Here is a 14,577-nt window from a genome sequence, read left to right as displayed (position 1 = left end):
GGCGTGGGTTCCTTGGGTCTACGCGGCGCTCACGACGTGCTGGCGTTGCGGCTCGCTGCGGTAGCGGCTCGGCGCACCGTCGATCCGGCAGATCCGCCAGATCAGCTTTGCCAGCGGGTTCATCAATCCGGTGTCGTGGCACAACATCCGGACGTCGCCGAACATGTCGCGCAGCATCTGCCGCGACTGCGGCGAGGCGAAGAAGATCTCCTTACGGACCGAGCGGGGAATGTCGAATTCCTTCCAGAACGCCTTCGGCGGCACGATGATCGCCGAACACAGCACGCGCATCACCACCGGTACGTAGAGCGACAACCAGAATCGTTTACGCCGCGGCAGGTGCGGCACCCGCTTGCGCAAGTACTCGTGGGCAAACGAAATGTGGCGCGCCTCCTCCGCGACGTGGATGGCCATCACGCGCTCCATGATCGGGTGCAGCGTCTTGCCTTCGCGCAGCACGTTCTTCTGCGTGTGGTCGATGGGCTCCTCGCCGGCGAGGATGCCGAACCAGAACGGGATCGGCAGCGGACCGGCCACCAGCGGGATCGCCGGCTGGACCCACTTCAGCAGCCGCGGCATGCCCGGCACATCGGCGCCGATGTGGTTCACCATCTCCTGAAACATCATGGTGTGGTTGCATTCTTCGACCGCCTCGTGCAGGCAGTAGCGGTATTCCGGTGAGCCGTTGGGCGTCCAGAAGGCGTACTCCATCAAGCCGCGGATGAGGATCGACTCGAAGTGCAGTCCGACCTTGGCGACGTTGGACTGCCGCCACATGCCGATCTCGATCTGCCGCTCCTTCGGCTGCGACTGGTACCAGGGATGCTGTCCGATCGGGTCGGTCGCCGGCAGGATCCAGCGCTCGTCGCCCGGAACGACGGCGAACTCCGGCGAGTCCCAGTCGATATCGGTGTAGGGGTTGAAGTTGCGCCGCACCGACCCTTCGGAGAGGGTCATCAGCTTCTCGACATAGGCGATGTCGTCAGAGACGTCCATGTTGCGACGCCAGCGCCGGATGATCTTGGTTCTCGCCATGACAGTCTCCTCAAAGAGGGTTTACATTAGGGCGGTAGTTGTCCAAACAGTACCGCGGGTATCGCATACTTGTCCATACCCGTTTTCGGGTTTGCTGAACGCCTCGGTATACCCCTCTGTTTCATGGGCGATCGCGCGGACTCCTAGGCTTGAGGCATGGCTGAACCGCTCACGATCCCCGCTGATCTCAAGCCCGCCGACGGCCGGTTCGGCTGCGGCCCCTCGAAGGTGCGCCCCGAGCAGCTGCAGGCCCTGCAGGCCTCAGCCGCACTGTTCGGCACCTCGCACCGCCAGGCCCCGGTGAAAAACCTGGTCGGACGGGTGCGCGACGGGCTGCGCGAGTTCTTCTCGCTGCCCGACGGCTACGAGGTGATCCTGGGCAACGGCGGCGCGACCGCGTTCTGGGACGCCGCCGCGTTCGGCCTGATCGAGAAGCGCTCGCTGCACCTCACCTACGGCGAGTTCTCCTCGAAATTCGCCTCGGCCGCGACGGCCAACCCCTTCATCGACGACCCGATCGTCATCAAGGCCGACGCGGGCAGCGCCCCCGAACCGCAGTCCGATCCCTCGGTCGACGTCATCGCCTGGGCGCACAACGAGACATCGACCGGCGTCGCCGTTCCGGTGTGCCGCCCTGCCGACTCCGGAAACGCCCTGGTGCTGATCGACGCCACCTCCGGGGCGGGCGGGCTGCCCGTCGACGTCAACGACGTCGACGCCTACTACTTCGCGCCGCAGAAGAACTTCGCCAGCGACGGCGGGCTCTGGCTGGCGGTCGTCTCCCCCGCGGCGCTGGCCCGCATCGAGGCCATCGCGGCCGGTGGCCGGTGGGTGCCGGACTTCCTGTCGCTGCCGATCGCGGTGGACAACAGCCTCAAGAACCAGACCTACAACACTCCGGCGATCGGCACCCTGGTGCTGATGGCCGAACAGGTGGACTGGCTCAATGGCAACGGCGGGCTGGATTGGGCGGTCAAGCGCACTGCCGACTCGTCGCAGCGGCTGTACTCGTGGGCCGAGGCGTCGTCGTACGCCACCCCGTTCGTCACCGACCCCGCACTGCGGTCGCAGGTCGTCGGGACCGTGGATTTCAGCGACGACGTGGATGCGGCGGCGGTGGCCAAGGTGCTGCGGGCCAACGGGATCGTCGACACCGAGCCCTACCGCAAGCTGGGCCGCAACCAGTTGCGCATCGCGATGTTCCCGGCGGTCGAGCCCGATGACGTCTCGGCGCTCACCCAGTGCGTGGACTGGGTCGTCGAACACCTCTAGTCACACCCGGCGTGTCCTGACCGTTACATTGCGACGCCCGGGTTACATTCGCCGACGTAGAAGGAGGTCGACATGCGAGAACTCAGGGTGATCGGACTCGATGTCGACGGCAGGCACATCATCTGTGAAGGTCCCGACCCGGCCGACAAGTTCACCCTGCAGGTCGACGACCGACTGCGCGCCGCCGTCCGCGGCGACCGGTCGCTGGGCCAGACTCTGAGGGACAAAGAGGTCAAAGGCGTGTTGCGACCCAGGGATATTCAAGCGCGCATCCGTGCGGGTGCATCCGTCGAACAAGTTGCCGCATCATCCGGCATGGACGTCAGCAAGGTCGAGCGCTTCGCCCACCCCGTACTGCTGGAGCGCGCGCGGGCGGCCGAGCTGGCGTCGGCCGCTCATCCGGTGCTCGCCGACGGGCCGGCCGTGACGACCCTGCAGGAGACCATCACCACCGCCCTCGTCGCGCGCGGCCTCAGCCCCGAGGCGACCGAATGGGATGCCTGGCGCGGTGAAGACGGCCGCTGGGTCGTGCAGATGGCCTGGCAGGCCGGACTCTCCGACAACGTCGCGCATTTCCGCTTCAGCCCGGGGGCCCACGGCGGCACGGTCGCCGCCCTCGACGACGCCGCCAGCGAGCTGATCGACCCGGCATTCGAACGCCCGGTGCTGCGGCCCGTCGCTCCCGTCGCGCAACTCGAACTCGAGGAGCAACCCGCTCCGGCTCAGGCTCCGGTCGAGGAGACGCCTGCCCCCGCGCCTGCTGCGCCGGCGCCGGCACCCCGGGCCCGGCGCGCCAAGGCCAAGCCCGCAGTGCCCGGCTGGGAGGACGTCCTGCTGGGCGTGCGTTCCAGCGGCGAGCGCTGAGCCCTACCGCGCGGCGGTCAACGCCAGCAGCGTCACCCACCCGGCGGCGACTCCGATTCCGGCGCCGAGAACGAACCACCGTCGTACCGGGATGCGCCGCCACCCCCACAGCGTGGGCGCCAGCCCGCCGACCGCGATCAGATTGAGCACGATCGCAACCAGCGGATGCACCCGGATCATGCCGATGCTCAGCACCACGATCGCGGTGCCGGTGACCGCCGCGACGAATGCCGCCACGGTCAGGCCGGTCCCCCACGGCGTCGACTCCTCGCTCATGGGCTCACCCCTTTCCCGGGTCGCTTCGCTCCTGCCCTCCGAACCCTAATCACCGTGCCCGCTCGTAGAACGCCAGCGCCGCGGCGGTGGCGACATTGAGCGAATCGGTACCCCGCGACATCGGGATCCGGACCCGGATGTCGCTGGCCCGCATCGCCGTCTCGGTCAGCCCGGGCCCCTCGGCACCGACCAGCACTGCGACCTTGTCACCCGCCAGACCGGACATCGCCCCGGCCAGCGTCTGCGCCGCCGGGTCTGGAGTCATCGCGAGCAGCCGGAATCCACGCGTGCGCAGCTCGCCGAGGTCGGCAGGCCACCGCTGCGCACGGGCGAACGGCACCAGCAGCGCATGCCCCATCGAGACCCGCACTGCGCGCCGATAGAGCGGATCGGCGCAGCCGGTGCCGAAGATGACGGCATCGACGCCGAGCCCGGCGGCGTTGCGGAAGATCGACCCGAGGTTCTCGTGATCGTTGACGCCTTCCAGGACGGCGACCGTGCGCGCGCCGCCGAGCACGTCGGCCGGCGCCAGCTCGGGAGGTCGCCGCGCGGCGCCGAGGACACCGCGATTGAGATGGAAGCCGACCACATCGGCCATCACCTCGGCCGAGGCGCGATAGAACGGCGCCGGCACGCCGGCGAGATCGCCGCTCAATTCACCGAGGCGACGATCGGTGCCCAGAAAGGCGTGCGGGGTGAAGCGCGAGGCGATCATGCGCTGGACCACCAGCACGCCCTCGGCGATCACCAGGCCCTTGCCGCTGGGCAGGTCCGGTCTGCGGTCGACACTGTTGAGGTCGCGGAAGTCATCGACGCGGGGATCACCGGGGTCAGTGATGTCGACTACTTCGAACGCCCCGAAAGCCTTGCCGCTCACGCGTCTTCGTCGACGAGCATGGTCATCAGGTCGGCTGCCCGCAGCAAGACGTCGCGGTCCTCGCTGTCCAATGTCGCAAGCCTGCCACGCAGCCACTCCTGGCTGGCCTGGCGCTCACTGTCGACCAGCCCGGCGCCGGACTCCGACACCTCGACCAGGACCTGGCGTCCGTCGGCAGGATGCGATGTGCGCACCACCAAGCCGAGTTCGACGAGCGAGGCGATCACCCGGGTCATCGACGGCGGGCGGACCCGTTCCTTGACCGCCAGTGCGCCTGGCGTCATGGCGCCGTCTTTGGCCAGGGTGGCCAGGGCGGACAACTGCGAAAGGGTGACCGGTGATTCGGACCGGCGAAAACGCAGCTGGCGTGCCAGCCGCATGACGGCCAGCGACAAGTCGCTGGCCAGCCGCAGGTCACCGTCCAACACAATCGCAAACACTACGACACCACATCACCTGACCAACGATGAACCGGACAAGTGTCGAACTGCGGAGCGGGGCGCCACCTCGATCGGTTACCTTGGACGACAATGCCTTCCGATCAGCCCGAACCCGAGCCGCCGGCGCTGCCCGCGGCCCTGCTGGATCCGTGGCCGGTGATCGTCGCCGGGGCCGTGCTGTGGTTGCTGGCCACCATCGCTGCGTTCACGATCGGCGCGTGCGAGTCCTGGCGCCCGATCGCGATCGCCGGGCTGGGCACCGGTGTGGTCGGCACGTCGATATTCCTGTGGCAACGCACCGCGGCCCGACGCGGTGCGCGAGGCGCGCAGACCGGTCTCGAGCCGAGCCGAAATGAACGCGGAACAACCGAGGAGAAGTGATGGCAGCGCCGCTGTTACAAGCCGAGATCGACATCAACGCTCCGGTGAGCCGGGTGTGGTCGCTCATCTCGGACCTGGGCAACATGCCCAAATGGAGCCCGCAGTGCCGGATGATGAAACCGCTCGGTGAGGTGAAGCCGGGTACTCGCACCGTCAACCTGAACCGGCGCAACAACCTGTTCTGGCCGACGACGTCGACGATCACCGAACTGATCCCCGAGCGCAAGCTGGCCTTCCGCGTCAACGCCAACAACACCGTCTGGTGCTATGAGCTCGAGGCCACCGCCACCGGCACCCGCGTCGTCGAGACCCGGCACGCCGAGAACGGCGTCAAGGCCGTCTCGACGATGACGGTCAATGCGGTGATGGGTGGGGTACCGAACTTCGAGAAGGAACTCGTCGACGGCATGAACACATCACTGGCGCGCATCAAGGCCGCCGCGGAAAGTTAAGTCTGCTCGGCCGTTTCGGAGTTTTCGGCCAATTCGGGAGCCTCGTCCGCTTCGGCAGGTTCGGGCGCCTCGGCAATGGCCGGCGGCTCGACCGTCGGGATCTCGACGACCTCGAGCACCCCGTCGTCGTATGGGTCGTACATCGGCGACCCGCTACCGGGCGGCGCCGGAGTATCCGAATGCGCGCCGCAGCCGTACTCGAAATCGACGACGTGGGCGTCGGCCGACATCTCGTTGCAGCACACCCCGAACATGACTCCGAGCGCACCGGACAGCGGAACCATGAATCCGCAGTCGCGGCACACCCGCTTGGTCCCGCGGGCCATCGGCGCCCCGGGACCGTGATCCCCGTCGTGCCAGCGCTGCGCGGCATCGTCGCGGCCCAAGGCGCTGAGCACCTGGCGGCGGCCGAAGCCGACCTCATAAGCGACATCGTCGATCGCCGGATCACCGGTGCCGGTGTACCCCGGGACCAGCCGCGGATCGTCCTTCACCGGCGCGAGCAGGTCGCCGGGGCTCAAGTCGCCAGGCTTGACGCGCTCTTCCCACGGCACCCAGGCCGGGGCCAGCAGGGCCGTCGGACCGGGCACCAGAACCACTTCGCTGACCGTCGCGTGGTCCGCGCCCGGGCAGGCCGCCACAACCACCGCCCACTGCCAGCCCTGATAACCGGTCATCTTCGCCAGGAATCGGTGGGTTGCCGCGCTCTCGTCCTCGAAGCTGACGCCGAGGTACTCGCCGACGGTGTCGCCGCTGAACTCCACGATCGCCTGCCGGGCCTGCTCCACGGCGCCGCTCAGGACGGCGGCGGCCGCGTCTGACGGCACACCGGGTTGGGCCGATGCCGTGGCTTCTGCGGAGTCGATCGAGCTGTCCATCGTCACCAATCTTGCCTCACGGCCCGGGTCTGCAGCCACACCGGTCACGTGCACGCCGCACATGCCGCGATGGGGGACAATCGTGGCGTGTCTGAAAGCCGCCGTGACGAGCCCCGCGGGAATCCGGCTTTCGGGCCGGGTCGCCGCTCGTCTGCCGGCGCACCGGACGAACACCCGGGCATGGCCAACTATCCCAGCGACGGCGACGGTCTCCGCCGTCCCGGAGCCGGCCGGCGGTCCAACCCGACTCCCAGCGCCAACCGCTACCTACCGCCGCTGGGCGATCACGGTCAACGCACCGAGAACCTGTCCGCTCCGCCGCCGGGCTCGCATGGTGGTGTCGGCAACAGTGCGGGCGAACGCGTCACCGTCACCCGCGCCGCAGCGATGCGCAGCCGCGAGATGGGGTCGCGGATGTATTCGATGGTGCATCGGGCGGCCACCGCCGACGGTGCCGACAAGTCCGGCCTGACCGCACTCACCTGGCCGGTGGTCGCCAACTTCGCGGTGGACTCGGCGATGGCCGTCGCCCTGGCCAACACGTTGTTCTTCGCCGCCGCGACCGGCGAGAGCAAGGGCAAGGTCGCGCTGTACCTGCTCATCACGATCGCGCCGTTCGCGGTGATCGCCCCGCTCATCGGCCCGGCGCTGGATCGTGTGCAGCACGGCCGCCGCGCGGCGTTGGCGATGTCGTTCATCCTGCGCACCGTGCTGGGGATCGTGCTGATCATGAACTACGACGGCGCCAGCGGCGGTTACCCGTCATGGGTGCTCTACCCGTGCGCGCTGGGAATGATGGTGCTGTCGAAGTCCTTCTCCGTGCTGCGCAGTGCGGTGACCCCACGCGTCATGCCACCGACGATCGACCTCGTTCGGGTGAACTCCCGACTGACGATGTTCGGCCTCATCGGCGGAACGATCGTCGGCGGCGGTATCGCCGCGGCGACGGAGTATCTACTCACCACGGTCTTCGAGTTGCCCGGCGCGTTGTTCGTCGTCGTCTTCGTCTCCGTCGCGGGCGCCTCGTGGTCGATGAGGATCCCGAAGTGGGTGGAGGTGACCGAAGGCGAGGTGCCGGCCACCCTGACCTACCACGGTGACACCGGCCCGCTGCGCTGGACCGACCACGAACCGCCCAACAAGAAGGGGGCCCGGCGACAGCCGTTGGGCCGCAACATCATCACCTCGCTCTGGGGTAACTGCACGATCAAGGCGATGGTCGGGTTCCTGTTTCTGTACCCGGCGTTCGTCGCCAAGTCCCATGAGGGCAACAGCTGGGAGCAGCTGGCCATGCTGGGCCTGATCGGTGCGGCGGCCGGGATCGGGAACTTCGCGGGGAACTTCACTGCGGCACGCATGAAGCTCGGCAGGCCATCGATGCTCGTCGCCCGCACGACGGTTGCGGTGACGGTGATGGCACTCGTGGCCGCGGTCACCGGCAACCTGATCGTGGTGGCGGTGGCCGCACTGATCACCTCGGGGGCGACGGCGATCGCCAAGGCGTCGCTGGACGCGTCGCTGCAGGACGACCTGCCCGAGGAGTCACGGGCCTCGGCGTTCGGGCGTTCGGAGTCGGTGCTGCAGCTGGCCTGGGTGCTCGGCGGCGCGCTCGGGGTACTGGTGTCCACCCAACTGTGGGTAGGCTTCACCGCGATCTCCGCGCTGCTGATCATCGGCCTGGCGCAGACCATCGTCAGCTACCGCGGCGATTCCTTGATCCCCGGCTTCGGCGGTAACCGTCCGGTGCTGGCCGAGCCCGAAGGGGCATCGACGGTGACCAACCAGTGACTCGGTGGGTTCGCCGGCTGCTGGTGGTCCTCGTCGTGTGCGCGTCGATCGGCGCCGGGGTCGGTGCGTGGGCGCTGACCCGCGACACCGGATCCCGGCTGCCCGAGATCAGTGCCTACTCCCACGGCCGGTCGGTTCGCGTCGGACCGTTCGTCTACTGCAATGTGGTGAACCTCAACGACTGTCAGAACCCACAGACCCAGGGTGAGCTCGCGGTCAACGAGCGCTATCCCGTCCAGCTCTCGGTGCCGACGTCGATCGGGCGGGCGCCGTGGCGGCTACTGCGGGTCTATGAGGACGAGCGGAACTCGACCACCACCATCTACCGGCCCGATACCGAACTGGCCGTGACGATTCCGACGGTCGACCCGCAGCGGGGCAAGCTGACCGGAGTGGTGGTGCAGCTGCTCACCCTGGTGCAAGACCAGAACGGCGACCTGCGCGACGCCCCGCACGCCGAGTGGTCGGTGCGGCTGGTCTGGAGCTAACGCCAATCCCGGATGGCAGCGGCGAAGCCCTCGGGGGCGTCGGACTGGACGAAGTGACCCGCACCCTTGAGGATCACCGTCCGGTGGTTGATGAAGGTCTTTTCCCAGCGCCGTAATTCATTGTCTCCGAACGCGATATCGGCATCGCCCCAGATGATGAGCGCGGGCATGTCCGCGATTCCGTCGAGCCCGGCCTCGACGCCGGCGAGGAACGCCCGGCTGGCGGTGAGCTCACGGGGGAAGATGGCGGACGCGTTGCGCCGGCCAGGGCTGTCGAGGGCCTTCTGGTAGTGGCTCATCTCGACGTCGTCGGGCTTGGCCAACCGGTGCCCGGCGGGGATCATCACGTTGACGAACAGGTTGAACTGCCGGATCAGCAGCCGGCCGAGTGGCCCGCCCATCACATGGGACATGACCTGCACGTGCGGCGCGCCGATCGGCCAGGCCCAGGTGTTGGCCAGCACCACCTTGTCGAAGACGCCCCGGTGCCGCTCGACCAGAGCCAGGCCGATCGGGCCACCCCAGTCATGGGCCACCAGCGTCACCCCGCTCAGCCCGAGAACGTCGATGAAGGCGCTCATGACTTCGGTGTGTTCAACGGGCAGATACCGGTAGCCCGGCGCGGCCGACGAGAGCCCGAAACCCGGGTAATCGACTGCAATACAACGGAATTCGTCGCGAAGAGTTTCGATGATTCCGCGGTAGACGAACGACCACGTCGGGTTGCCGTGAAAAAACAGCAACACCGGCCCCGAACCCTCGTCCACGTAGTGCAGGCTGTGGCCGTCGATCTCGACGAACTTGCTCTCGAACGGGAACAGCGTGTCGTCAACCCACGCCGGCCTTTCCGCGACCGCCATGTCCACCCCTATCGATGAGTTTCGATTGATATAATCAAGCTCGCTTTAAAATATCAAGTGGAGCTGTGATGAGTCGAGACTACGGCCAGTACTGCGGCCTGGCCCGTGCCCTGGATGTGGTCGGTGACCGGTGGAATCTGCTGATCGTCCGCCAGCTCCTGGTGGCCCCGGCTCGCTACCGCGAACTGCGGGACGGATTGCCGGGGATCGCCACGAACCTGCTGACCGACCGGCTGCGCGATCTCGAAACCGCGGGCGTCCTCGAACGGCGTCTGGCCGACGAGGGCAATGCGACCATCTACGCCCTCACCGAATGGGGAGCGCAGCTACGGGAGCCCATCGCAGGGTTGATCCGGTGGTCCACTCCGCTCATGATCCGCGGGCCGCAGGGCGACGAGTTCCGCACCGAATGGCTTCTGGTGGCGCTGCCCGCGCTGTTCACCGGTCGCGCGCCCACCCGGACGGCCACCGTGGGCATCGACATCGGCGGCGACGTGATCCAGTTACAGGCGACCGCGTCGGGTGTCGACGTGAGCCTGCCGGACGGACGCGAGTTCGACGCTGTCCTGCGGGCCGATGCGTCGATCACCCTCGGACTCGCGACCGGCCTGCTGACACTCGACGACGTCGCCGCTTCGATCGACATCGACGGCGACCGCTCCGCCGTGCACACCGTGTTCGCGCGCTAGAACTGGTCCGGCACCCGCTCGCCATCACGCGTCGGCCCCGGCGGGGTGCCGTCACCGAAAGGCCTGCCGCCCAAAGCTTCTCGACCGTGCGGCGTCAGCCAGCCGGACAGATCGGGCCCCTTCGGCACGATCCGGGTGGGGTTGATGTCGGCGTGCACGATGTAGTAGTGCGCCTTGATCTGGTGAAAGTCGGTGGTGTCACCGAATCCCGGGGTCTGGAACAGGTCTCGGGCATAGGCCCACAAAACCGGCATCTCGGACAGTTTGGCCCGGTTGCACTTGAAGTGGCCGTGGTACACCGGATCGAAGCGCGCCAGCGTGGTGAACAGGCGCACGTCGGCCTCGGTGATGGTGTCACCGACCAGATAGCGCTGATCGGCCAGCCGCTCCGAAAGCCAGTCCAGCGCAGTGAACAACCGGTCGTAGGCCGCCTCGTAGGATTCCTGCGAGCCGGCGAACCCGCAGCGGTAGACCCCGTTGTTGACCTCGGTATAGATCCGCTGGGCCACCTCGTCGATCTCGTCGCGCAACGGCTCGGGGTACAGCTGCGGTGCGCCTTCTCGATGGTAGGCCGTCCACTGCGTGGAGAAGTCCAGCGTGATCTGCGCGAAGTCATTGGTCACCACCTGGCCGGTGGCCACCTCGACGATCGCCGGGACAGTGATTCCCTTGGGATAGTTGGGAATTCGGGCAAAGTAGGCGTCCTGTAGCCGTGGGATCTTGAGAACCGGGTCGACGCCACCGGGATCGAGGTCGAAGGTCCAGCTGCGCTCGTCGTGCGTCGGCCCGCAGAACCCGATGGACAGCGCATCCTCCAAGCCGAGCAGGCGGCGCACGATGATCGTCCGATTCGCCCACGGGCAGGCCCGCGCCACGATGAGCCGGTAGCGGCCGGGCTCGACGGGATACCCGTCGGCACCGTCAGCGGTGATCCGGGTGGTGATGTAGTTGGTATCGCGCTTGAACTCGCCGCCGCCGGCGACATAGGCACCCACGAGTCCAGTTGTACCCGCTTACGCGTCGAGTTCCCGGGCGACGGCCTTGACGACTTCGGAAACCCGCCGGGCGACCTTGCGATCCGGGTAGCGGCCCTTACGCAATTCGGGCTGCACCGCGCCCTCGAGCAACGTGATCATGTCCTCGACCATGCCGTGTAGTTCGTCCGGGGTGTGCTTGCGTTCGACCGGGGTGGCCTCACGACGCGTCCGGGTCAGGCTCGGCGGCGGATCGATCAGTTTGACGCTCAGTGCCTGCGGCCCGCGGCGCCCCGACGCGACACCGAATTCGACCTTCTGGCCGGCCTTGAGACCCTCGATGCCCTCGGGCAGCGCCGAGGAACGGACATAGACGTCCTCGCCGTCCTCCTGGGACAGGAAGCCGAAGCCCTTCTCGGCGTCGTACCACTTCACCTTGCCGGTCGGCACTGGTCTCACCTGCTTGTCTAACGGGGTTCGTGACAACATGACGAAGCGTCCCGCCGGTGCGAGACGCGCGACGGTGATCCTACTCGGGAACAGGTGCGCTCAGCACCCCTGTTTAGTTCTGTAGGCTGGGCAAACCGCTGGAGGAGACATGCGCCTGATCTTGAACGTCGTCTGGTTGCTGTTCGGCGGGCTGTGGCTTGCCCTCGGTTACCTGCTGGCCGCGGTCATCTGCTTCGTTCTGATCATCACCATTCCGTTCGGCTTCGCCGCGCTCCGGATCGCGAACTATGCCCTGTGGCCGTTCGGGCGAACCATCGTCGAGAAGCCAGGCCCGCGGCCGGGGGCCCTGATCGGCAATGTGATCTGGGTGCTGCTCTTCGGGATATGGCTGGCGATCGGCCATCTGGTCAGCGCGGCCGCCATGGCGATCACGATCATCGGGATCCCGCTCGCGCTGGCGAACCTCAAGCTCATTCCGGTCTCCCTGGTGCCGCTGGGTAAGGAGATCGTCCCCGCCGGCCAGCCGCAGGTGGCCGTATGACGATGACGTCGCTCGGCTTGCCCACGATCCGCCGCGCTGCCGAACATCTCTCGGCCGAGATGCCGCGATCCGGCCCGCTCGTCGACACGTTCGGGCGGGTGGCCACCGATCTGCGAGTATCGCTGACCGATCGATGCAATCTGCGCTGCACCTATTGCATGCCGGCCGAGGGCCTGGACTGGCTGCCTGGCGAGGAGCTCTTGAGCCGGGACGAGCTGGTCCGGCTGCTGACGTTGGCCGTCACCCGGCTCGGGATCGACAGCGTCCGCTTCACCGGCGGGGAGCCGCTTCTCTATCGGGGCCTCGAAGAGGTCGTGGCCGCGGTCGCCGCGCTGCGCCCGCGCCCCGAGATCGCTCTGACCACCAACGGGGTGGGCCTGGCGCGGCGCGCTGGGGCCCTGGCCGACGCCGGCCTGGACCGGGTGAACGTCTCCCTGGACAGTCTCGACGCCGCGCACTTCGCCGCCATCACCCGCCGCGACCGGCTCTCCGACGTGCTGGACGGCCTGTCGGCGGCGGCCGAGGCCGGGCTGGGGCCGGTGAAGGTCAACGCGGTGCTGGACGCTGGCACCGGCCTGAGCGACGCCGTCGAGCTGCTGGATTACTGCCTGCGCTACGGCTACCAACTGCGCATCATCGAGCAGATGCCGCTGGACGCCTCACACCTATGGAGCCGCGACGCCAGCCTGAGCGCCGACGAGATCTTCGCGGCACTGGCCGCACGCTTCGAGCTGACCGCCGATCCGGCGCCGCGCGGATCGGCCCCGGCTCAGCTGTGGCAGGTCAACGGCGGGCCGGCCACCGTCGGCATCATCGCCTCGGTGTCGCACGCGTTTTGCTCAGCGTGTGACCGCACCCGTTTGACCGCCGACGGTCAGGTCCGCAACTGCCTGTTCGCCGCCGAGGAGACCGATCTCCGCGCCCTCCTGCGGGGCGGCGCCGACGACGACGCCGTGGAGTCGGCCTGGCGTTCGGCGATGTGGCGCAAGGCGGCCGGGCACGGCATCAACGATCCGGGATTCGTGCAGCCGCAGCGGCCGATGAGCGCGATCGGTGGCTGAGGTGACCGCACCGGTCATGGTGACTGTCCGCTTCTTCGCTGCGGCCCGAGCTGCGGCCGGAACGGAGTCGGACCTGCTCACCGTTCACCACGGCGCGACGGTCGCCGATGTGGTGAACGAACTCTGTTGCCGCAGTGATGAATTGGCACGCGTGTTACAGCGATGTTCATATCTGTGCGATGGCATCGCGGTCCGCGATCAGGGCATCGAACTGCAATCGGGCCAGACCCTCGACGTGTTACCCCCCTTCGCCGGCGGATGATCGTGATTTACGTCACATCACGATCAGGTAACGAGATGGCCACGGGGGAATTTTCTATCCGGATTACCTGGGCTAACGCCAAAACGTAGTGGGGCTTTAACCTTTTATCAGGTTTGCCACTAGCAGAAACGCCGAAATTTGCAAAAGGTGACGGCTCTCTCGGTTGCCGTTAGCGTCTCTGCCAGGTCCACCCCCTCCCCCCGGGGGAAGGCCCTCTCCGCTTCTAGCGCTCAGCTCCATCCAAGGAGCGGAGGGACCAACGAGAACCATGGATGGAGGCGGGGGACCCACCGGTCCACCGATTAGGACCAGGAATCGCACGCAGATTCCTTGGGGTGAAGCCGAGATCGTCTCGAGCAGAGACGACGACGGCCGGGCGACCTCTCCAGCCCGAACCCGACAGCTGACCTCGCAGGCGCATTGACGAGAGGAAAACATCGCCATATGAGTGGACGGCATCGCAAGCCCACTTCATCGTCTGTCAGCGTCGCCAAGATCGCGGTTACGGGTGCGGTCATCGGAGGCGGCAGCATCGCCTTCGCCGGCCAGGCCCAAGCGGCTCCCGATGCCGAATGGGATCAGGTCGCCCGCTGCGAGTCCGGCGGCAACTGGGCCATCAATACCGGCAACGGTTACCAGGGTGGCCTGCAGTTCTCCCCCGGCACCTGGGCCGCCCACGGCGGCGGCCAGTACGCCCCGGCCGCCAACATGGCCACCAAGGACCAGCAGATCGCGATCGCCGAGCACGTTCTGGCCACTCAGGGCCGCGGCGCGTGGCCGGTCTGCGGTCGCGGCCTGTCGGGTGCGACGCCGCGCAACGTGATCAACGAGCCCGCTCCGGACGCTGTGCCGGTCGAGGCTGTCGCGTTCGACGCTCCGCTGCCCGACGCTCCCGCTCCGGACGCTCCGGACGCTCCGGCTGATCTGCCCCCGGCACCGCAGGACCTCCCGCCCGCCCCGCAGGACCTCCCGCCGGCACCGGCTGACCT

General features: G+C 67.6%; 19 protein-coding genes and 1 riboswitch. Of the genes, 11 read left to right on the top strand and 8 right to left on the bottom strand.

Annotation, left to right across the window (positions count from 1 at the left end):
- Positions 1-18: 18 nt before the first annotated feature.
- Positions 19-1,035 carry an AurF N-oxygenase family protein gene (locus tag HPC46_RS24130; protein WP_179474655.1) on the bottom strand — a complete coding sequence of 339 codons (1,017 nt, stop codon included), beginning with the start codon at positions 1,033-1,035 and terminating at the stop codon, positions 19-21.
- A 156-nt stretch (positions 1,036-1,191) separates the two neighbouring features.
- Here HPC46_RS24130 and serC point away from each other — a divergent pair, with 156 nt between their 5' ends.
- Both serC and sepH read left to right on the top strand, forming a co-directional pair.
- Positions 1,192-2,307, top strand: coding sequence for a phosphoserine transaminase (gene serC, locus HPC46_RS24125; protein ID WP_179474653.1), 1,116 nt, complete (start codon positions 1,192-1,194; stop codon positions 2,305-2,307).
- A gap of 72 nt (positions 2,308-2,379) precedes the next feature.
- Complete coding sequence (sepH, locus tag HPC46_RS24120) at positions 2,380-3,171, top strand: septation protein SepH (protein ID WP_179474651.1); 792 nt, start codon at positions 2,380-2,382, stop codon at positions 3,169-3,171.
- 3 nt (positions 3,172-3,174) lie between these two features.
- On the opposite strand, the gene HPC46_RS24115 is transcribed toward sepH, so the two are convergent.
- Genes HPC46_RS24115 through HPC46_RS24105 form a run of 3 tightly spaced genes read right to left on the bottom strand, consistent with a single transcriptional unit; the run spans position 3,175 to position 4,752 of the window.
- Positions 3,175-3,447, bottom strand: coding sequence for a DUF2537 domain-containing protein (locus HPC46_RS24115; protein WP_179474649.1), 273 nt, complete (start codon positions 3,445-3,447; stop codon positions 3,175-3,177).
- Between the two features lie 49 nt (positions 3,448-3,496).
- A complete protein-coding gene (locus tag HPC46_RS24110) occupies positions 3,497-4,324 on the bottom strand; it encodes a TrmH family RNA methyltransferase (protein ID WP_179474647.1) in 828 nt (275 codons plus the stop codon).
- Positions 4,321-4,752, bottom strand: coding sequence for an Rv0880 family HTH-type transcriptional regulator (locus HPC46_RS24105; protein ID WP_179474645.1), 432 nt, complete (start codon positions 4,750-4,752; stop codon positions 4,321-4,323). The genes HPC46_RS24110 and HPC46_RS24105 overlap by 4 nt, the downstream gene beginning before the upstream one ends.
- A gap of 102 nt (positions 4,753-4,854) precedes the next feature.
- On the opposite strand from HPC46_RS24105, the gene HPC46_RS24100 reads away from it, so the two are divergent.
- Both HPC46_RS24100 and HPC46_RS24095 read left to right on the top strand, forming a co-directional pair.
- Positions 4,855-5,145, top strand: coding sequence for a DUF2530 domain-containing protein (locus tag HPC46_RS24100; protein ID WP_179474643.1), 291 nt, complete (start codon positions 4,855-4,857; stop codon positions 5,143-5,145).
- Complete coding sequence (locus tag HPC46_RS24095; protein WP_005139496.1) at positions 5,145-5,597, top strand: SRPBCC family protein; 453 nt, start codon at positions 5,145-5,147, stop codon at positions 5,595-5,597. The genes HPC46_RS24100 and HPC46_RS24095 overlap by 1 nt, the downstream gene beginning before the upstream one ends.
- On the opposite strand, the gene HPC46_RS24090 is transcribed toward HPC46_RS24095, so the two are convergent.
- Positions 5,594-6,484, bottom strand: a complete 891-nt coding sequence (locus HPC46_RS24090) for a DUF3027 domain-containing protein (protein ID WP_407665556.1) — start codon at positions 6,482-6,484, stop codon at positions 5,594-5,596. The two genes, HPC46_RS24095 and HPC46_RS24090, sit on opposite strands and share 4 nt — an antisense overlap.
- Positions 6,485-6,655: 171 nt before the next feature.
- Between HPC46_RS24090 and HPC46_RS24085 the strand changes: the two genes are divergently transcribed.
- The gene (locus HPC46_RS24085; RefSeq protein ID WP_179474736.1) at positions 6,656-8,263 is read left to right on the top strand and encodes an MFS transporter; all 1,608 of its coding nucleotides are present in this window, start codon (positions 6,656-6,658) and stop codon (positions 8,261-8,263) included.
- Positions 8,260-8,751 (top strand): DUF2771 domain-containing protein, encoded by a 492-nt coding sequence (locus tag HPC46_RS24080; RefSeq protein WP_179474639.1) that lies wholly within the window; start codon positions 8,260-8,262, stop codon positions 8,749-8,751. Before HPC46_RS24085 ends, HPC46_RS24080 begins: the two co-directional genes overlap by 4 nt.
- Here the strand turns inward: HPC46_RS24080 and HPC46_RS24075 are convergent.
- On the bottom strand, positions 8,748-9,611 hold the full coding sequence (locus tag HPC46_RS24075; protein ID WP_179474637.1) for an alpha/beta fold hydrolase: 864 nt from the start codon (positions 9,609-9,611) through the stop codon (positions 8,748-8,750). The genes HPC46_RS24080 and HPC46_RS24075 overlap by 4 nt on opposite strands.
- A gap of 68 nt (positions 9,612-9,679) precedes the next feature.
- Here HPC46_RS24075 and HPC46_RS24070 point away from each other — a divergent pair, with 68 nt between their 5' ends.
- The gene (locus HPC46_RS24070; RefSeq protein WP_179474635.1) at positions 9,680-10,300 is read left to right on the top strand and encodes a winged helix-turn-helix transcriptional regulator; all 621 of its coding nucleotides are present in this window, start codon (positions 9,680-9,682) and stop codon (positions 10,298-10,300) included.
- Here the strand turns inward: HPC46_RS24070 and HPC46_RS24065 are convergent.
- Both HPC46_RS24065 and HPC46_RS24060 read right to left on the bottom strand, forming a co-directional pair.
- On the bottom strand, positions 10,297-11,295 hold the full coding sequence (locus HPC46_RS24065; RefSeq protein ID WP_179474633.1) for a glutathione S-transferase family protein: 999 nt from the start codon (positions 11,293-11,295) through the stop codon (positions 10,297-10,299). The two genes, HPC46_RS24070 and HPC46_RS24065, sit on opposite strands and share 4 nt — an antisense overlap.
- Positions 11,296-11,313: 18 nt before the next feature.
- A complete protein-coding gene (locus HPC46_RS24060) occupies positions 11,314-11,724 on the bottom strand; it encodes a cold-shock protein (RefSeq protein ID WP_005139488.1) in 411 nt (136 codons plus the stop codon).
- A 148-nt stretch (positions 11,725-11,872) separates the two neighbouring features.
- Here HPC46_RS24060 and HPC46_RS24055 point away from each other — a divergent pair, with 148 nt between their 5' ends.
- The 4 genes from HPC46_RS24055 to HPC46_RS24040 all read left to right on the top strand — a co-directional run.
- A complete protein-coding gene (locus HPC46_RS24055) occupies positions 11,873-12,265 on the top strand; it encodes a YccF domain-containing protein (RefSeq protein ID WP_179474631.1) in 393 nt (130 codons plus the stop codon).
- Positions 12,262-13,326: a GTP 3',8-cyclase MoaA gene (gene moaA, locus HPC46_RS24050; protein ID WP_179474629.1), complete on the top strand. Its 1,065-nt coding sequence runs from the start codon at positions 12,262-12,264 to the stop codon at positions 13,324-13,326. Before HPC46_RS24055 ends, moaA begins: the two co-directional genes overlap by 4 nt.
- A 16-nt stretch (positions 13,327-13,342) precedes the next feature.
- Positions 13,343-13,588, top strand: a complete 246-nt coding sequence (locus HPC46_RS24045; RefSeq protein ID WP_179474734.1) for a MoaD/ThiS family protein — start codon at positions 13,343-13,345, stop codon at positions 13,586-13,588.
- 248 nt (positions 13,589-13,836) lie between these two features.
- Positions 13,837-14,023, top strand: a riboswitch (cyclic di-AMP (ydaO/yuaA leader).
- A gap of 9 nt (positions 14,024-14,032) precedes the next feature.
- Positions 14,033-14,577, top strand: a 545-nt coding sequence (locus HPC46_RS24040) for a transglycosylase family protein (protein WP_179474627.1), incomplete at its 3' end; no start/stop codon positions are given.

The organism is Mycolicibacterium vinylchloridicum (assembly GCF_013404075.1).
GTDB lineage: Bacteria > Actinomycetota > Actinomycetes > Mycobacteriales > Mycobacteriaceae > Mycobacterium > Mycobacterium vinylchloridicum.
Note: the sequence above shows the minus strand (reverse complement) of the source record. Positions and strands in the feature narration are given on the sequence as shown.